The 16662-nt window shown below is 62.5% G+C and carries 17 protein-coding genes and 1 pseudogene; 6 read left to right on the top strand and 12 right to left on the bottom strand.

Annotation, left to right across the window (positions count from 1 at the left end):
- Positions 1 to 31: 31 nt before the first annotated feature.
- Positions 32 to 1378, bottom strand: a complete 1347-nt coding sequence (locus tag RX328_RS05880; RefSeq protein ID WP_213254119.1) for an MFS transporter — start codon at positions 1376 to 1378, stop codon at positions 32 to 34.
- Between the two features lie 144 nt (positions 1379 to 1522).
- On the opposite strand from RX328_RS05880, the gene RX328_RS05875 reads away from it, so the two are divergent.
- Complete coding sequence (locus RX328_RS05875; protein ID WP_213254120.1) at positions 1523 to 1759, top strand: hypothetical protein; 237 nt, start codon at positions 1523 to 1525, stop codon at positions 1757 to 1759.
- Between the two features lie 275 nt (positions 1760 to 2034).
- Here RX328_RS05875 and rpoD read toward each other — a convergent pair whose 3' ends face one another.
- Positions 2035 to 4143, bottom strand: coding sequence for an RNA polymerase sigma factor RpoD (gene rpoD, locus RX328_RS05870; RefSeq protein ID WP_213254121.1), 2109 nt, complete (start codon positions 4141 to 4143; stop codon positions 2035 to 2037).
- A gap of 341 nt (positions 4144 to 4484) precedes the next feature.
- On the bottom strand, positions 4485 to 6488 hold the full coding sequence (gene dnaG / locus RX328_RS05865; protein ID WP_213254122.1) for a DNA primase: 2004 nt from the start codon (positions 6486 to 6488) through the stop codon (positions 4485 to 4487).
- A 250-nt stretch (positions 6489 to 6738) separates the two neighbouring features.
- Between dnaG and RX328_RS05860 the strand changes: the two genes are divergently transcribed.
- Positions 6739 to 7305, top strand: a complete 567-nt coding sequence (locus RX328_RS05860) for a chlorite dismutase family protein (RefSeq protein ID WP_213254171.1) — start codon at positions 6739 to 6741, stop codon at positions 7303 to 7305.
- A 159-nt stretch (positions 7306 to 7464) separates the two neighbouring features.
- Here RX328_RS05860 and RX328_RS05855 read toward each other — a convergent pair whose 3' ends face one another.
- The 3 genes from RX328_RS05855 to RX328_RS05845 all read right to left on the bottom strand — a co-directional run bounded on the left by RX328_RS05855 (position 7465) and on the right by RX328_RS05845 (position 9710).
- Positions 7465 to 7863 carry a gamma-glutamylcyclotransferase gene (locus tag RX328_RS05855; protein ID WP_213254123.1) on the bottom strand — a complete coding sequence of 133 codons (399 nt, stop codon included), beginning with the start codon at positions 7861 to 7863 and terminating at the stop codon, positions 7465 to 7467.
- A gap of 110 nt (positions 7864 to 7973) precedes the next feature.
- Positions 7974 to 8786 carry a transglutaminase-like domain-containing protein gene (locus RX328_RS05850; protein WP_213254124.1) on the bottom strand — a complete coding sequence of 271 codons (813 nt, stop codon included), beginning with the start codon at positions 8784 to 8786 and terminating at the stop codon, positions 7974 to 7976.
- Positions 8787 to 8789: 3 nt separating this feature from the next.
- The gene (locus tag RX328_RS05845) at positions 8790 to 9710 is read right to left on the bottom strand and encodes a transglutaminase N-terminal domain-containing protein (protein ID WP_213254125.1); all 921 of its coding nucleotides are present in this window, start codon (positions 9708 to 9710) and stop codon (positions 8790 to 8792) included.
- Positions 9711 to 9812: 102 nt separating this feature from the next.
- Between RX328_RS05845 and RX328_RS05840 the strand changes: the two genes are divergently transcribed.
- The gene (locus tag RX328_RS05840; protein ID WP_213254126.1) at positions 9813 to 10661 is read left to right on the top strand and encodes an N-formylglutamate amidohydrolase; all 849 of its coding nucleotides are present in this window, start codon (positions 9813 to 9815) and stop codon (positions 10659 to 10661) included.
- A 69-nt stretch (positions 10662 to 10730) separates the two neighbouring features.
- Here the strand turns inward: RX328_RS05840 and RX328_RS05835 are convergent, their stop codons facing one another.
- The 3 genes from RX328_RS05835 to RX328_RS05825 form a co-directional block, all read right to left on the bottom strand.
- The gene (locus tag RX328_RS05835; protein WP_213254127.1) at positions 10731 to 11348 is read right to left on the bottom strand and encodes a LysE family translocator; all 618 of its coding nucleotides are present in this window, start codon (positions 11346 to 11348) and stop codon (positions 10731 to 10733) included.
- Between the two features lie 226 nt (positions 11349 to 11574).
- A complete protein-coding gene (locus tag RX328_RS05830) occupies positions 11575 to 12129 on the bottom strand; it encodes a hypothetical protein (RefSeq protein WP_213254128.1) in 555 nt (184 codons plus the stop codon).
- Between the two features lie 9 nt (positions 12130 to 12138).
- On the bottom strand, positions 12139 to 13584 hold the full coding sequence (locus RX328_RS05825; protein WP_213254129.1) for an LVIVD repeat-containing protein: 1446 nt from the start codon (positions 13582 to 13584) through the stop codon (positions 12139 to 12141).
- Between the two features lie 120 nt (positions 13585 to 13704).
- Here RX328_RS05825 and RX328_RS05820 point away from each other — a divergent pair.
- The 3 genes and pseudogenes from RX328_RS05820 to RX328_RS05810 all read left to right on the top strand — a co-directional run bounded on the left by RX328_RS05820 (position 13705) and on the right by RX328_RS05810 (position 14987).
- A pseudogene (locus RX328_RS05820) lies at positions 13705 to 14018 on the top strand (ArsR/SmtB family transcription factor).
- The gene (locus RX328_RS05815; protein WP_213254130.1) at positions 14011 to 14478 is read left to right on the top strand and encodes an SRPBCC family protein; all 468 of its coding nucleotides are present in this window, start codon (positions 14011 to 14013) and stop codon (positions 14476 to 14478) included. The pseudogene RX328_RS05820 and the gene RX328_RS05815 overlap by 8 nt, the downstream one beginning before the upstream one ends.
- A complete protein-coding gene (locus RX328_RS05810) occupies positions 14475 to 14987 on the top strand; it encodes an SRPBCC family protein (RefSeq protein WP_213254131.1) in 513 nt (170 codons plus the stop codon). Before RX328_RS05815 ends, RX328_RS05810 begins: the two co-directional genes overlap by 4 nt.
- A gap of 282 nt (positions 14988 to 15269) precedes the next feature.
- On the opposite strand, the gene RX328_RS05805 is transcribed toward RX328_RS05810, so the two are convergent.
- The 3 genes from RX328_RS05805 to RX328_RS05795 all read right to left on the bottom strand — a co-directional run bounded on the left by RX328_RS05805 (position 15270) and on the right by RX328_RS05795 (position 16638).
- Positions 15270 to 15713, bottom strand: a complete 444-nt coding sequence (locus RX328_RS05805) for a hypothetical protein (protein WP_213254132.1) — start codon at positions 15711 to 15713, stop codon at positions 15270 to 15272.
- Between the two features lie 2 nt (positions 15714 to 15715).
- Positions 15716 to 16084, bottom strand: a complete 369-nt coding sequence (locus RX328_RS05800) for a nuclear transport factor 2 family protein (RefSeq protein ID WP_213254133.1) — start codon at positions 16082 to 16084, stop codon at positions 15716 to 15718.
- Between the two features lie 83 nt (positions 16085 to 16167).
- Positions 16168 to 16638 carry a MarR family winged helix-turn-helix transcriptional regulator gene (locus tag RX328_RS05795; RefSeq protein WP_213254134.1) on the bottom strand — a complete coding sequence of 157 codons (471 nt, stop codon included), beginning with the start codon at positions 16636 to 16638 and terminating at the stop codon, positions 16168 to 16170.
- Between the last annotated feature and the right edge of the window lie 24 nt (positions 16639 to 16662).

Below are 16662 nucleotides of genomic sequence, written 5' to 3'. Positions count from 1 at the left end.
ATTTGCAGATTTTGCTCAGACAAATGGACTTTCAATCCGCGTGCAGCCGAAGGCAGAGCGCCGCGCTAGCCAGCGCTGAAACTCCCAGAAGCACGGGCACGCCGGAGAATCCACTCAGCGCGAAGACGATGCCTCCGAACGTCACTCCGACTGTGCCGCCTAGAAAGCTGCACGAATTCAGTAGCCCAGAGCCTTTTCCCGCCTGCGATTGGGGCAGCGTTGCAAGTCCGAGCCGCGGCGCCGAAGCGTAAATGAGGGCGATTCCAGCGCCGGCGACAAAGAGACCGGGCATCAGAAGCGCAAACCTCGCTTCGATCTGCAACGACGACCAGATGATCGCGCAGCCGAGCGCAAGCAGGAGCGATCCACCTGTCAGCATGCGCCGCACGCCGATCCTCATTCCAATGGAGGGAGCCGCTCGCGCGAAGGCGAACAGCGCAACGGAGAGCGGCAGCAGCGAAAGGCCGGCCGCAACGGCGGACATGCCGAGTCCGCCTGCGGATTGCGCAAAGAGGTTGTAGTAGAGCAGCAGCGTCATGATGTCGAACATCACGAGGAACAGGAGGCCGGCGGCGATCGCGAAATTCCGGTTCGAAAACAGGCCGAAGTCCACCAGCGGCTGACGGCACCGTATCTCCGTCCGGATCAGTCCACCGAACGCTATCAGCGCCAGCGCGAGCGGGACGATTGCGGCTTGCGGATTGACGCGAACATGCGCCAACGCCTGCAACCCCGTTATCAACGTCACCATGAAGACCGCGAGAATACCAAGGCCCACCCAGTCCATCGACATCGTGCGACCGCCTTGCGCTCCGGGGTGCCGCAGCAGCATCAGCGCTGCGGGCACCATGGCGGCGACGTTCAGCCAGAAGATAAAGCGCCAGCCCGCGTAATGCGTCACGGCGCCGCCGACGAGCGGACCGATGCTGAAGCCAAGCATCAGGAAGCCGGTCCATGCCCCGATCGCCTCCGCCCGCCGCGAGTCGGGCGCGGCTTCGGTCACCGCGGCAAGCGTGCCGGCCACGGCGAACGCGGCCCCCAACCCTTGCAGCGCACGTGCCCCGACCACCACGAATCCGGCTGGTGCAAGCGCAATGATCAGTGAGGCGAGAGCGAACAGGGCGATGCCGGCAACCGAGGATCTTTGCGCCCCAAGCTGATCCGCCGCGCCGCCGCCGACGATGATGAATATCGCTGCGGTGAGTAGATAGGCATTGACCACCCATTCGACTTCCGCCGGACCAAGTTGCAGGCCAGCTCTCATTTCGGGCAGCGCCGCCATGATCGCCGTGCTGTTGTCACCCACCGCCAGCATGGCAAGGCAGCAGGCCATCAGCACCGGTCGGAAATCACTCTTGGTGTTGGAAGCTGCCGGCATCACCAATGCCCTTCCCCTTGTTCCAGGCGAACAGTATGCCGGCAAAGTGGCCATAGACAAATCGCGTCGCCGACGTCCCGCAGGGCAAACCGGCGCGGAGCGAGGGTGATTGACAGCGGCGATCCTATCGAGGACAAGCCGCCCATGGCCAAAAAACCCGGAACCAATCCCAAAGGCGAGTTCGCCTTCTTCAATGTCGTCTACGAGGATGACTCGCAACGCTCCAACCGGCGGGTGCCTGCCGAATTGCTCGGTGGGCTCGACGGCGACGAGCCGGCGCGCGGCTACATTATGGAGCAGGACCGCGAGATCGCTGAGAAATCCGGCCGCGCGCCGCTCAAGATCAAGAGCATCAGCCGCGTCGGCGTGAAGAAAAAATAGTCGGCTAGCGCCTGATAAAGCAAGCTTTCGTCAATGTGATCCATCATCCTGAGGAGCGACGCTTTTGCGTCGCGTCTCGAAGGACGACGGCCACCAGCGGGGCCGCACATCCTTCGAGGCTCGCTGCGCTCGCACCTCAGGATGACGGGTCGCAGATAGCACACAGATCCAACTCAGCGCGCCGAAAATAAGAACGGCGGGCTTTCGCCCGCCGCTTTTGTCTCGATGGATTGCCGGTCAAGCCCGGCAATGACAGTCAGTACTGACTGAGAAAATCAGTTATCGAGGAAACTCCGCAGCTTCCTGCTCCTTGACGGATGCTTCAGCTTGCGCAGCGCCTTGGCTTCGATCTGACGGATACGCTCTCTCGTCACCGAGAACTGCTGGCCGACTTCTTCCAGCGTATGATCCGTGTTCATGCCGATGCCGAAGCGCATGCGGAGCACGCGCTCTTCGCGCGGGGTGAGCGAGGCCAGGACGCGCGTGGTGGTCTCGCGCAGGTTGGACTGGATCGCCGCATCGATCGGCAGGATCGCGTTCTTGTCCTCGATGAAATCGCCGAGGTGTGAATCCTCTTCATCACCGACGGGCGTCTCCAGCGAGAGCGGCTCTTTCGCGATCTTCAGGACCTTGCGGACCTTCTCCAGGGGCATGCCGAGCTTTTCGGCGAGTTCTTCCGGCGTCGGCTCGCGGCCGATCTCGTTGAGCATCTGGCGGCTCGTGCGCACGATCTTGTTGATGGTCTCGATCATGTGCACGGGGATGCGGATGGTGCGCGCCTGGTCAGCGATCGAGCGCGTGATCGCCTGCCGGATCCACCACGTGGCGTAGGTCGAGAACTTGTAGCCGCGGCGATATTCGAATTTATCGACCGCTTTCATCAGGCCGATGTTGCCTTCCTGGATCAGGTCGAGGAACTGCAGGCCACGGTTGGTGTATTTCTTGGCGATCGAGATCACCAGGCGAAGGTTGGCCTCGACCATTTCCTTCTTGGCCTGGCGCGCCTCGCGCTCGCCCTTCTGCACGCCGTGCACGATCTTGCGGAATTCGCCGATCTCAAGCCCCGTCAGCGCCGCCAGCGACTGGATCTCGTGGCGCAACTCCTTGATGCGGTCCTTTTCGTGATGGACGAAATTCTTCCAGCCCTTGGCGGAGAGTTTCGAGACACGGTTGAGCCAGCGCGGATCGAGCTCCGAGCCCTGGTAGTTGCGTAAAAAGTCCTCGCGCGCAACGCCGTGGCTGTCGCCGAGGCGCAGCAGGCGGCCTTCGAACGAGACCAGCTTCTTGTTGATGTCGTAGAGCTGCTCGACGAGTGAATCGATACGGGCCTGGTTCAGCCGCAGCGATTTCACCTCGACGATGATCTCGTCCTTCAGCTTCTTGTACTTGCGCTCCTGCGAGGGCGAGAGCGACTCGCTCTGAAGCTGGTTGGCGATGTCCTGTTCCTGAAGACGCCGCAGCTTCTTGTACTCGGACGCGATCTTGTCGAAGGTCTCGACCACCTTCGGCTTCAGCTCGGCCTCGATTGCAGCCAGCGACATCTGGTTTTCGAACTCGTCGTCATCCATGTCGCCTTCGGCGGCGGCTTCCGCCGGATCCTTCTCCTCGGTCTCCGCATCTCCCGCAGGGGCTGTACGGAACGGAGTCGGCGCGGGAGGTGCAGCCGGCGGCGCGACATGCGCGGGCGCGGCCTCGCCGTTGGCGGCAGCGCCTTCGGCGGGGGCGGCGATCATCGCCGGGTTCATGTTGTTCTTGGCGTCGGGGCCGGCGTAAGTCGCTTCGAGATCGATGATGTCGCGAAGGAAGATCTTTCCTTCGTTAAGCTCATCGCGCCAGATGATGATGGCCTGGAAAGTCAGCGGGCTTTCGCAGAGACCCGCAATCATCGCCTCGCGGCCGGCCTCGATGCGCTTGGCAATCGCGATTTCGCCTTCGCGCGACAGCAATTCCACCGTGCCCATCTCGCGCAGATACATGCGGACGGGATCGTCGGTGCGCTCGCCGGGCTCGGACTTCTTGACCTCGGTGACAGCCTTCGCCGTGACCTCGACAAGCTCGTTGTCGGTGTCGTCGTCGGCCTCTTCCTTCTCGGCCTCCTCGTCGGCCTCTTCGGCCTCGGAGACGTTGATGCCCATGTCCGAGAGCATCGACATGATGTCCTCGATCTGCTCGGGCGAGGTAGTGTCGGAGGGCAAGACTTCGTTGAGCTGATCGAAGGTCACGAAGCCGCGCTTCTTGGCCTGCTTGATCATCTTCTTGACCGCGGCATCCGTCAGGTCGAGCAACGGCGACGGCGCGTCGGGGCTATCCTTCTCAGGGGCGTCCGCTGCCTTGTCGTCTTTTTCCTTGTCCTTAACCTGCAGCGTCTTTGCCTTGGTGGCCATTCATCAAGCTCCCGAAACGCGCTTCATGCAGGCGTGCGTCACACCAACCCGCAGCTCTTCATTCAATTCGTTCGAGATGACGACGTTCGATCGCCACCTCGCTCTGTTCATTCGCCTTCGCATGATCGGTCGAAAGCGGCACCCGCTTTTCCGCACCATGGTTACGACGCGCAAAGGGCGGCGCAGACTGTCGCCACCCCTGCCTTCCGCATCACCGGTTTCTGTCTTTCGTAGCCCGAAGGCCCTTAAGCTTTGCTTAACCCTGTTTTTGCCGCCAAATCATAGATTTGGCGAGTCTTTTCGCGGGCCCGGCCAGAGCCGTCCGCATCATTTTTTAATCGTCAAACGCTTTTGCGGAACCGGCCCGAAAGCTCGCCAAAACCCTCAATCAGGGCCTCGGTGCCGTCGAGGGAGTCCAGCCGGGCGCTGACATCCTTCAGCCATGCCAGATTGGCCTCGCTGGTCTCCTCGGCCAATGCCAGTTCGGCATCTTTCTTCTCCCTAAGTAGGGCGTGCGTTTTCTGATGCAAGACAACGAGTTGCTGCCAAGTGGCCAAAACGTCCTCGCGCGCCGCGCCGGGCCTGGCGGCCCACACCGCCACCGTCGTGATCGCTCGCTCAACCCGTTGAAGAACCTCGCCTAATCCGCGGGCCTCGAGATCGGCGCGCATTTTCTCGGCCTGCTCCTCGACGTCGGGAGAGTGGTGATGATCGTTGGCGAAGGCGGCGATAATGCCGGCGCGGAGCTTGTTGGCCTCGGGATGCGCCAGTTCCAGAGCGGCCACCTCCTCCAGATGATCGTGCAGCAGCCAAGGGTGGTTAATCAGGGATTGCAGGATTAGGGCCTCGCGGCGGGACATCGCGCTGCGTTGGCCGCGCATGATCGGACTGGTCGCAAGCTGGGGGCTCGCCGCCTGGTAGGGGCCGGGGGCGATTCCTGAAGTTATCCCCGGCGGGCGGCCGCCGCGGGGGGCGAATCGGCCGGCCGGACCCGCTCCGCGCGGGGCAAACGCGCGGGGTGATTCGGGGCGGCCGGTCCGGAAATTACCCCGGCCGTAGCCGCCTCGCGCGCCTTCCGGCGCAAACGCGCGCTGCAGGCGTTCGGCGAGATCCTGCCGGTAGTAGCGGCGCACGACCTCGTCGCGAATGCCATTGGAGAGTTCGTTGATGCGCGCTTCCAGCGCCGCACGCCGTTCGGGGGTTGCAAACGTGCCGCCCTCGATCTCGCGCGACCAGATCATGTCGGCGAGCCCGCGCGCGGCACCGATCACCTCTTCGATCGCGACGCGGCCGCCGGTGCGGGCGAGGTCGTCGGGGTCCTGCCCCTCGGGCAGCAGCGCGAAGCGCAGGCTCTTGCCGGGCGTGAGGTTGGGCAGCGCCAGGTCGGCGGCGCGGTACGCTGCTTTCTGTCCGGCGCGGTCGCCGTCGAAACAGAGGATCGGCTCGTCCGCCATCTTCCAGAGCAGCGCAAGCTGGTTTTCGGTCAAGGCCGTGCCAAGCGGCGCCACCGCGCCAGCAAAGCCCGCGGTGACCATGGCGATGACGTCGACATAGCCTTCGACCACGATCAGCGGCGAACCGTCATGGGTCGCCTGTCGCGCGGTGGCGAGGTTGTAGAGATTGTCGCCTTTGTGAAACAGCGGGGTTTCCGGCGAGTTCAAATACTTTGCCGGAACGTCCTTTTCCAGCGCGCGGCCGCCGAAGGCGATGACGCGGCCTCTGGCGTCGGCGATCGGAAACATCACGCGGTCGCGGAAGCGGTCATAAGGAACAGGAATATCGTCGCCGCCAACGAGCAGCCCCGCTTCCACCATGTCCTCGGTGGAAATGCCCTGCGCGCCGAGATGCTCCTTCAGCGCAAAGCGCTCGCCCGGGGCATAGCCGAGGCGAAACTGCAGCTGCGTCGCCGGTGAAATGCCGCGGTCACCGAGATAGCCGCGCGCCTTGGCGCCGTTCCGCGAGGCCAGCGTATCGGCAAAGAATTTTGCCGCGAGTTCCATCACGTCATGCAGCGTTTTGCGGCGCTGCTCGTGGCGCGCAGCGTCAGGTGTCGCCGCCGGCAACGGCAGGCCGGCCATGGCGGCGAGGCGCTCGACGGCCTCCGGAAACGAGACGCCTTCCGTCTCCATGACGAAGTCGAAAATGTTGCCGTGCTTTCCGGTAGAGAAGTCGTGGTAAAATTGCTTCTGGTCGTTGACCGTGAAAGAGGGCGTCTTCTCCTGCTGGAAGGGCGACAGGCCCTTAAACTCCCTCCCTGCCCTCTTCAGCTTGACGCGCCGGCCCACGACTTCCGAGACCGGAAGCCGGGCACGCAGTTCGTCGAGAAATTGGGGCGTGAAGCGCATGGGGTGAGTTTTTGCCTGGCCGTGGGCGAACCGATCATGGATATATGGATGGACCGGTAAAATACGAAGGTTGTTATGATTCTCCCGGTTATTCACAGGCCCTGTCATTCCGGGGCGATGCGTAGCATCGAATTATGGGGCGCCCTTGCGCCCCTGAGAATCTCCGGATTCCGGGTTCGCGTCTTCGACGCGCCCCGGAATGACGGTGACTAGCTTGATCCGATCGCGGTTCCGCGCTTCCATACCCCGCATGTTCACGGTGTTCCGGGGTGGCAGGAGCGGGGCGTGGCGGGTGACGCGGTTTGCGCCGGTGAAGGGCGCGTCGCTTTCGCCGACGCCGTCGCTGTCGGTCGTGCATTCCCTGTCGATCGCACTGCCGATCCTGCCCTCGCCGACCTCGTGGCGGCTGGCCGGCGTCGCCAGCCACCTGCGCTATACCGAGCGGGCCGAGAAGACGCAGCTTGACGCCGTGCCGGCCGAGATCGGCCGACCTGAGGCGACCTATGCGGCGCTGATCCCGATCAAGAAATCGGCGGCGTGGTGGGAGCTGACGCAGGAGGAGCGGCGGCAGATCTTTGAGGACAGATCGCATCACATCGCCGATAGCCTGAAATACCTGCCGGCGATCGCCCGCCAGCTCTATCACAGCCGCGATCTCGGAGAGGCCTTCGACTTCCTCACCTGGTTTGAATACGCGCCCGAGCATGCGGAGGAATTCGAGGAGCTGGTCCGCACGCTGCGCGCGACCGAGGAGTGGAAATATGTCGAGCGCGAGGTGGACATCAGGCTGGAACGGGAGAGGCTGGATGCTGGGTGATGCTCATGCCCCGGATGCTGCGCAGCACGACAGTGATGCGCTGCTAAGCCGGGGCCACACGTGCGGCATAACGAGCATGGGTCCCGGCTCTGCGGCGCAGCGCACTGGACGATGCTTTCGCATCGCCAGGAGCGCTGCACCGCGTCCGGGACATGCGAGCTAGTTCTCCAAAAACCTGCCCGACGCAATGCGCGGCAGGCCGGTGACCGGCCAGTTGTAGAGATAGGTCCACGCCTCGCCCGCCGTGCCGTCTTCCAGCGTCACTTGTAGCATGCGGCGGATGTATTCGGTCGGTTCCGGAAATCCGGCGCCGCAGGCCTCATACATGTCGAACTCGGCCAGCAACGCGTCGCGATCGCGCAAACGATACAGTTCACCGAACACGATTTCGTTGGCGTCATCCGACAGCACCAGCCCCGGATAATGCTTGATCAGATAGAGCCGGCCACGACAGGTAGCCGTGCCCAAAAAATCCGCACTGCGCGACAATAGCTGCGCCATCGGATGGTCGAAGCCGCGCATCAGCGTGCCGTAGACGAACAGTCGATCTGAAATCATGGGTTTTGCATTTGGCTGTCATTGCGAGGAGCGAAAGCGACGAAGCAATCCATACGGTGTTTGCGATGTGCGCAGCAATGGATTGCTTCGCTGCGCTCGCAATGACGGGGCTACGCCGGCACGACCTCCTCGCTGATGACGAAAAATTTCACCAGATCCATCCGGCCAAAACTCGTGGTCAGCGCGACGTCGGCAGCATCCCGGCCGGTGGCCATCAGGATACGGCCGATGCGCGGCACGTTATGGCGGGCGTCGAAGGTGTACCATTGGCCGGAGAGATAGACCTGGAACCAGCCGGAAAAATCCATCGGCGCGGGATCGCGGGGCACGCCGATGTCGCCGAGATAGCCGGTGCAGTAGCGCGCCGGAATGTTCATGCAGCGGCAGAAGGTCAGCGCCAAATGCGCAAAGTCGCGGCAGACGCCGGCGCCCTCCGCGTAGACGTCGTGCGCCGACTTCATGTGATGGGCGTGCTGATAGCCGAAGCTGACGTGGTTGTGCACGAAGTCGACGATCGCCTGCACCCGCGCCCAGCCCGGCGCTGTGTTGCCGAATAAAGACCAGGCAATATCGGTGAGCTTGTCGGTCTCGCAATACCGGCTCGGCATCAAATATTGCAGCACTTCATCCGGCAGTTGATCGATCGGCAATTGCTGCGCGGTCGGCACTACGGCGTCCGGCAGGCCGGAATCGCGCACCAGCGCGTCGCCGCGCAGCGTGACGCCGCCGGCGGGTGCGACCAGCCGGCCGCAGACGTTGCCAAAACCGTCGCGGTAGAAGCCGATCGGCACATCGGGCTCGGCTACAATGCGCTCGGTGCCGACGATGTCGGCAAAGCGCGACGGGTGTATCGAGAGCATGATCACCATCGGCGTCGGCTGCACGGCCGCATAGGCGATTTCGAAGCCGACCTTGATCTCCATGGCTCAGACCTTTTCCGCCTGCTGTACCTCGTGCTGCGCTTCCGTCTCCTGGCCGGCCGAGACGACGTTGACGCTGACCTCCATCCCGGCAAACGCGTCAGGCGAGCCGAGATAAGTGCCATGCAACGGAATTGCCTGGCACGGATCGCGCGCCACCGCGACGCGAATGAGATCGCGGGTGCCGACGATGCCGTTGGTCGGATCGAACTCGATCCACCCTGCGCTCGGCAGATAGACCTGCACCCAAGCATGCGTCGAGCCGCCGCCGACATGACCATGCGCGCCGTCGCCAGGAATGAAGATGTAGCCGGAGACGAAGCGCGCGGCGATGCCGAGCCGGCGCAGCGCCTCGATCATGAACAGCGCATAATCCCGGCAGGTACCGGAGCCAGTCTGCAGCGTGTCGAGCGGATGCTGGGTGCCCTGCTCATGGCGCTTGCGATAGGTAAAGGCCTCGCGAATGCCATGCGTCATGCCGCTCAGGACCTTGAACGTTGGCGTCGGCGCCTCGGCGTCCAGAAATTTCCGTGCCCAACCCGACAGCTCGCCGTTGGGGTCGCCATATTGCGGCGTGACGAATTGCAACAGGTCGGGAAATTCCTCGTCGTCGTAGAGGAACGGATAGAAATAGGCGGGATCGTCCGGCGTCAGCGCAAACTTTTCGGCCGGATTGTGCTCGACGGTAGCGGTTGCGGTGAATGACAAGGTGTCGGCGCGCTCGTCGAAGGTCGCGATCGCAACCGTGTTGCCGAACACGTCGTGAATCCATCGCAACGACATCGGCTTCGGTTCGATCTCGAGTTCGCTTGCGCGGATCCTTAAGTCATGTCCCGGCAGCGGGCGCAGCATGATGCGGTGCTCGCCGAATACGACCGGACGGGTGTAGCGATAAACGGTCTTGTGGTTGACGGTCAGGAGCGGCATCGTCAAACAATCGTCGATTCTGGCAGGTCTGGTAAGGGCCGAATCCTGCCCAATTGTAGATCGGGGTGCCGCTTCGATGGGCAATACTCCAAGGAAAACGCTTTGAACGACGCCGCCAGCACAGCCCTGCTCCTCAGCACCGAAGATGCTCCTCCAGTCCGTGAATATAACGAATCAGGGCGCTCGCCGTTCCTGCTCACCTCCGATCACTATGGAAGGCTCATTCCGCGCGTGCTTGGCGATCTCGGCCTGCCCGAGAGCGAACTGACACGCCATATCGCCTGGGACATCGGAATTGCCGGCGTCGCGGAAGCGCTCTCAAAACATCTCGATGCCCATCTGATCGTGCAGCGTTACTCACGGCTCGTCATCGACTGCAACCGCCCACCGCACGCCGCAGGCTCGATCCCGCGCATCAGCGAGGCGACCACGATTCCCGGCAATGAAGGCATTTCGCGCGAAGCCGCCGCGATACGGCGGGCGCAGATCTTCGATCCCTACCACCGGCGCATCGACGAGATCATCGACCAGCGCGGAAACGCCGCCATGCCGACAGTGCTGGTGTCGCTACACAGTTTCACGCCCGTCTATGCCGGGATTGCGCGGCCTTGGCACATCGGCACGCTCTACCATCGCGACAAGCACCTCCCGCCGCTGTTGCTAAAGCTGTTGCGCGCCGAGGGCGATCTCGTAGTCGGCGACAACGAGCCTTATGCGGTCAGCGACGAGACCGATTACACGATCCCCGTGCATGGCGAGGCGCGCGGGTTGATGAACACGGGAATCGAAATTCGTCAGGATCTGATTTCGGATCAGGCGGGCGAGAAGGCATGGGCGGAGCGGCTGGCGCGGATACTTGGCGAGATTGAGGAGATGTTGCGCAAGCAGCAATTGATCGGGTCTCGCCAAGGCGAAGGTCGCGTTCCCTTCCCCCTTGCGGGTGGAGGCTAGGGAGCACGCCGCTGCATGCGACACCAGTTCGCGGCCGATCGGGACCAGCACATCACATAGACCGCGAGTTCACTTTGCCCGCGTCAGTGCCAGCCAGATGCCGCCGCCGATCATGAAGCCGCCGGAGACGCGCGACACCAGCCGCGTCCGCTCTTTGGAGAAGAACATTCGCGCGCGGCCGGCGAGCAGCGCATAGATCGCATCGGTCGCTGCCGCGATCACCATGAACGTGATGCCGAGCAGCGCCACCTGCGGGAAGTGATCCTTCTCCATGTCCATGAACTGCGGAATGAACGCGCCGAAGAACACCAGCACCTTCGGATTGGAGAGCAGCACCAGCAGGCCCTGCAGGAAAAATCCGCCGCGCGGCGGCGGTGGCGGCTCGTCGGCGTTGACGCCCTCCGCAGGCGACCAGATCAGCTTGATGCCGAGCCATATCAGATAGGCCGCGCCGGCAAAACGCACCCAGTCGAACCAGTAGCCCATGGTCGCCATCAGCGATGTCAGCCCGACTGCGACGATGCCGATCACGATGGCAAGCCCGGTTTGAGCACCGGCGCAATTGATCAGCGCCGCGCGCGTGCCGTGCCGCAGGCCATTGGCGATCAGCAGCGTGACTACAGGACCCGGCAACAACGCGAGCGCGATGCAGGCAGCGACAAAGGCGAGATAAACCTGAAGGGACATGGAGGAGAACTCGGTGGGAGAGCGGTTACGTCATTATGCATGCGGAGGCGACAGATGGAAGCCGCGCTCCAACTCCCTCTCCCCGTTCTTTACGGGGAGAGGGTCGGGGTGAGGGGCTCTCTCCGCGAACTGTGGCCGTTGCTAGACCTGTACCCCCTCACCCGGATCGCATCTTCGATGCGATCCGACCTCTCCCCGCAAGCGGGCGAGGTTAGGAAGCACCGCCTCATCGTTCATCCATCGCAGCCATCATCCAGCGCGTCATTTCGCGGGTCGCCAGCAGCGCCAGCGCCGCGCGCCGCACCTCAGGCGCGTCACCGTTACCGTGCGCGACGGCGACGAGGAGGTCGCAGCGGCGCGAGACGGCGATCCCGATGGCGACGCGCCGCAAGCTGTCGGAGAGTTTGAGATCATAGGCCCTGGTCCGCCCGGCCATATCGGCGACATGGACGATCTCGCCCGGCGCGAGCGGCACGAAGGACTCGCTGATCAAATCAACATCGGTGACACGATCGACTTCGTCGTCGTCGGCGACGCCGCGATCGCAGTTGCAGAAGCCGATTTTCGGCCGAACGTATACCTCGATGCCATCACCACACAACGCGCCGCGGCAACGAAAAGCGCGTCCCGCGGGCCAGCCGTCGCGCGGGAATGGCCAGGCGACTTCCTGCCACGAGTCTTTCTGTTCGCCTTGGCGCGGCACGGTTTGCTGATAGGCCACGGCGCCCGACAACGCACCGAGCGCCGCGGCCGCAACAACGATGACCGGCCATCGACGCATCACCGCCCCTCACGGCAGACCGGCGACGGCGCGCGCCGGGCCGGTCAGTTCCAGGATGTGCAGGCCGGTATTGGCGCGGTCGACGATGTAGATGTAGCCGCGCTCGTCGGTTTCGACATTGTTGGTCTGGATCGCGATCTTGCAGCGATCCTTGCCGTCGATCTTAACGCAGCGCTTGTCGGTCGCCGCCGTGATCGACGGGATGAAATAGCCGACTTCCCTGGGATGATAGGGATCGCGAATGTCGAGCGCGCGCACGCCCGCATTGAAGAAGGAGATGAAGGCCATCTTCTTGTAGAAAACCGGCGCCATGCTCTCGTTGGAAGAATGCGCGCCGAACCGCCCGCCCCGCTCGCAGAAGGTCCCGCTCGCCTCCGGCACCGTATAGCTCGATATCATCATCGGCCGGTTCTCGACGGTAACGTCGGCGAACCACACCATCTGCCGCGGCTCGTTGCATTCGTTCAAAATCGCTTCATTGACGATCATCATGATGTCGCGGGTCTTGCCATCCTTGTCGCGCGCGAATTCCGCAATCGGCATTCCCGGCATCGGAAACGTCGTATGCGCGCCGTTGAACGGCGACATGGTCAGCCGCGCAATTTCCGGCGAGCGCAGATTGTCCGGGGTTGGCTCTTTGGGCCCGTTGAGCAGTTTCTCGCGATCGACGATCTGCAAAATCCCGCCCTTGTTGGTACCGTAGCCGAAATAGATCCGGTTGCCGGAAGGCCCGGTCGAGATCGGCCCGTGCAATTCGGTCGGCACCGCACCGGTCGAGCCCGGCTCCTGACCGGGAAGACCAAAATCGCGGATTTTCTGCGGGTGCGCGGGATCGGAAAGATCATAGATTTGCGTCATGCGGCGCGTGCGCCAGTCCGGCGCGCCCGACACCAGGAAGGCAATGCCGGTGTCGCATTCCCACCAGCTCTTGTGCGTGTCCTTCAGTCCCGCAATCCGCGTGATCAATACGGGATTGGCGGGATCGGCAACGTTCCAGATCTCATGCGCCTCGCCGCCGAAGGTGCGCAGCATATAGACCGAGTTGCGATCGCCCCTTGGCAACGCCTTGCCGTCGCAGATCCGCACCATCTGCGCGCCGCCGCCCTCATACTTGCCCTCCTGACCCGGAAGGTGGCGCAGATATTTCGGCTGTGAGGGATCGGTGACGTCGACGATCGACGTGCCGTTCGGCTCGGCCTTGCCAGTCTGCGGATTGACTGGCGCCGGAATCTCATCGCTGCCGCCGTGATGGCCGATATAGGCGATCCAGCGGTCGCCCTGATGATGGATGGTCGGCTGGTAGGCGCTGCGCGCCTGCAGGTCGCTGGTTCCAACCAGCTTCATGTTGAGTGCTTCGGGCGGCGCGCCGATCACCTGTTGCTGCGCGCAAACGATGCCTGACGATGCGAGGAAACAGATCGAGAAGCAAGCTGCGAGCTTGAGGCGACCGCTCATGTTCCACCCCGACTGTTTAAAACCAATCTGTGTTGGCTGACGGCACGATAACACAGCCTTGGACTGCGCCCCAAAACACACGCTTGATACGCAACCTTTCGGTTGCCTATTATTTTTGGCATGGATGAGGTCTTCAAAGCGCTCGCCGACGCGTCACGGCGTTCGCTGCTGGACAGGCTTCACGCCAAAAACGGACAACGCTGAACGAGCTTTGCGACGGCCTCGACATGACGCGGCAGGCCGTGACCAAGCACCTTGGGATTCTCGAAGCGGCCAACCTCGTCACGACGCACAAGCATGGCCGCGAGAAGCTGCACTACCTCAATCCGGTTCCGATCCATCAGATCGGCGAACGCTGGATCAAGAAATTCGAGCGCGGGAAACTCACTGCGCTCAGCGAGTTGAAACGGCAATTGGAGAAGCGTGATGAGTAAGCCGGAATTCGTCTACGTCATCTATATCGAGACCACGCCGGAGAAATTGTGGGAGGCACTGACGTCCAGCGAGTTCTCCAAACGCTACTGGTTCGGCACCGAGCTGAAATCCGACTGGAAGATTAGTTCGCCGCTGGCGCTGGTCATGAACGGCACCACGACCGATACCGGGGAGATTCTCGAGGCCGATCGGCCGCGGCGGCTCTCCTACACTTTCAAGCACGTGACCAACGAGGCATACCGCAATGAGAAGGCTACGAAGGTCGTCTTCACCATCGAGCAGCACGGCAGATTCGTAAAGCTCACGCTCACGCATGAAGGATTTGCAGAGGGAAGCAAGCTGTTGGATGGCATCTCCAAGGGATGGCCGGCCATTATGTCCAGCCTCAAGAGCCTGCTGGAATCCGGCACCGCGCTCGAAATTCCGGTTTCCGCTCTCGGCACCGAAGGTGTGTCATGAACGTCAAGAACTTCAAGCCCGCCATTGTCTACACCATCTACATCGCCTCGACGCCGGAGAGAGTGTGGGAGGCGCTGACGCAGGCGGAGTTTTCCAGGCAGTATTTCTCCGGCCAGGCGGTCGAGGTCGATCTCAGGGTCGGCGGTGCCTTCATCATGCGCACGCCGGATGGCGCCCTGCATATCTCGGGCGAGGTAATCGAGTGCGAACCGCTGAGGAAGCTCACCGTCACCTTCAACGTCAACTGGCCGGCGCTGCTCGAAAAGCTCGGGCCAACGCTCGTCACTTACGAGATCGAGCAGGTCGGCGATGCAGTCAAACTGACGATGCTGCAATCGCATGACCGGGAGATCAGCGACGACATCCTGTCCGGCGGACGTACAGGCTGGCCGGCAATCCTGTCGAGCCTGAAGAGCCTGCTGGAGACCGGCAACGCGCTGACAATCAAGATGCAGCCGCCGGAGCGGATGCTGGCCGCGCTGAAGGAATTAGGGATCGGGACACCGTAGGTCTCGCTGTCGTCCCTGCGAATCCAGGGTCCCAAACTTCGCGGCCGTTCTTTGGAACAAACTTGATCGATTGGTCTGCAGAGGTAATGTCGTTACCTTCACGCTGTCATACCCCGCGCATGCGGGGTATCCAGTACGCTGCGGCTTCTCGATTTATAACGGCTGTCTTGGAACACTGGATCACCCGCCTCCGGACTCAGGGCTGCCCAGCCGATCATCGGTAGCGGGCGCAGGTGGTTCCCTGCCCCCGCTCTACAGCGGCCGGACACGGGATTGCGCTTGTCAGGAACTGCGCACGAGCAGGAGGGCCACGGCAAGATTCGCCGCGAACAGCATCGCATCGATGACAAAAATCCGGAGCATCGGCCCCTTCAACACGGGCCAATACGCCACCCCGACGCGTCCGCCGCGCATCAGGACCGGAAGGTTGTAGGCAAACTGGCTGAAGTGACACGCGGCGAAGAACAGGAACAACGCGAGCTGCGCTTCGATCGCCTGAAAGAAGGCCGGCCGGGCGACCAACAGATACAGCGACAGGAGGCCGATCGGCAGATTGATCCCGCCCAGAAACGCAACGCTGGCCGACAAGGTTGGGGCGATCGGATTTCCGCGCTCCTCCCGGGGTACCAGTATCTTCAGCGTATTGCCCTGGGCAACGCTGAACTGGATGAATGCGGCGCCGAACCAGAGCGTGTTGAGGAGCAGGACGAAATCCGAAAATCGCATGGCTACTTTCCGTAAAAGGCCTCGCTGCGCACCACACGGCCAGCACCGTCGAAGTCCATGAACTCGCTGGCGCGCGCGTCGCCCAGCTGCCACCACACCGTCAGGCGCGCGATTGTATCGTCCCAGCTCCAGTTCAGGATTCTCAGGTCTGCGCTCTCGATGCCACCGTAAGCCCTCTGCCAGTAGGCACGGATGTTCTCGGCGCCAGCGACTACCGGGGAATCCATCAATTTGAGCGCCAGCGGGCTGCGCATCTCGGCGTTTTCGGCGAAGTGCGAAACGACCGCGTCGATATCGACCTTGCGCCAGTTCGCGCACCACGTCTCGACAAAGCGTCCGGCCGCCGCGCGGTCCATTGTCTGTCCAGTCATGCTCGCGCCCTCCCTCGGTGCAATTGCCGGGAAGAGATGACACAGGGCGACTCTCACGTCAATAAAGTTGACCTGACAGGCTATTAATTGTTGTCAGCAATGACCCCCATGACGGTCATCCAGGCGGCAGCGCCCGGCGGCCCGACACGATCAAACGCCTCGCGTAGGACCTTGCGCTCGTAGCCAGATGCCCGTTGCTCAATGCGCCGACCGGCTTCCGTCAGCAGCAATAATTTGGAGCGATGCTGCTCGGGCGACCGCTTCGACGTCAGAAGTTTACGCTGCAGCAACAGGCTAAGCGGCCGGTTCACGGCTTGCTTGGATATGCCGAGGATTTCGATCAGCGACCCGATCGAGATGTCGGGCTGTCGCGCAACCACATAGAGAATGCGATGGTGCGGGCGCGACAGGCCAAGCGTGGCAAGATACTGGTCGGCCGAGAGCGTCATCCCGCGCCAGCCATAATACATAAGCTCCAGCGCCGCATCCAAATCATGGAGCTTCTTGAGCGAGGCGCGGTGCAGGCCCGCGGCGTGAGAAGTTTTCTTTTGCATTTTTCTACCGCGTCGAATTGACCG

The sequence above is a fragment of the Bradyrhizobium sp. sBnM-33 genome, assembly GCF_032917945.1.
In the GTDB taxonomy this organism is placed as follows: Bacteria; Pseudomonadota; Alphaproteobacteria; order Rhizobiales; family Xanthobacteraceae; genus Bradyrhizobium.
Note: the sequence above shows the minus strand (reverse complement) of the source record. Positions and strands in the feature narration are given on the sequence as shown.

Bases quoted from the DNA above. Each gene is read 5' to 3' on its own strand.
- RX328_RS05880 (WP_213254119.1), bottom strand. From the start codon at position 1,378: ATGCCGGCAGCTTCCAACACCAAGAGTGATTTCCGACCGGTGCTGATG.
- RX328_RS05875 (WP_213254120.1), top strand. From the start codon at position 1,523: ATGGCCAAAAAACCCGGAACCAATCCCAAAGGCGAGTTCGCCTTCTTC.
- rpoD (WP_213254121.1), bottom strand. From the start codon at position 4,143: ATGGCCACCAAGGCAAAGACGCTGCAGGTTAAGGACAAGGAAAAAGAC.
- dnaG (WP_213254122.1), bottom strand. From the start codon at position 6,488: ATGCGCTTCACGCCCCAATTTCTCGACGAACTGCGTGCCCGGCTTCCG.
- RX328_RS05860 (WP_213254171.1), top strand. From the start codon at position 6,739: ATGTTCACGGTGTTCCGGGGTGGCAGGAGCGGGGCGTGGCGGGTGACG.
- RX328_RS05855 (WP_213254123.1), bottom strand. From the start codon at position 7,863: ATGATTTCAGATCGACTGTTCGTCTACGGCACGCTGATGCGCGGCTTC.
- RX328_RS05850 (WP_213254124.1), bottom strand. From the start codon at position 8,786: ATGGAGATCAAGGTCGGCTTCGAAATCGCCTATGCGGCCGTGCAGCCG.
- RX328_RS05845 (WP_213254125.1), bottom strand. From the start codon at position 9,710: ATGCCGCTCCTGACCGTCAACCACAAGACCGTTTATCGCTACACCCGT.
- RX328_RS05835 (WP_213254127.1), bottom strand. From the start codon at position 11,348: ATGTCCCTTCAGGTTTATCTCGCCTTTGTCGCTGCCTGCATCGCGCTC.
- RX328_RS05830 (WP_213254128.1), bottom strand. From the start codon at position 12,129: ATGCGTCGATGGCCGGTCATCGTTGTTGCGGCCGCGGCGCTCGGTGCG.
- RX328_RS05825 (WP_213254129.1), bottom strand. From the start codon at position 13,584: ATGAGCGGTCGCCTCAAGCTCGCAGCTTGCTTCTCGATCTGTTTCCTC.
- RX328_RS05815 (WP_213254130.1), top strand. From the start codon at position 14,011: ATGAGTAAGCCGGAATTCGTCTACGTCATCTATATCGAGACCACGCCG.
- RX328_RS05810 (WP_213254131.1), top strand. From the start codon at position 14,475: ATGAACGTCAAGAACTTCAAGCCCGCCATTGTCTACACCATCTACATC.
- RX328_RS05805 (WP_213254132.1), bottom strand. From the start codon at position 15,713: ATGCGATTTTCGGATTTCGTCCTGCTCCTCAACACGCTCTGGTTCGGC.
- RX328_RS05800 (WP_213254133.1), bottom strand. From the start codon at position 16,084: ATGACTGGACAGACAATGGACCGCGCGGCGGCCGGACGCTTTGTCGAG.
- RX328_RS05795 (WP_213254134.1), bottom strand. From the start codon at position 16,638: ATGCAAAAGAAAACTTCTCACGCCGCGGGCCTGCACCGCGCCTCGCTC.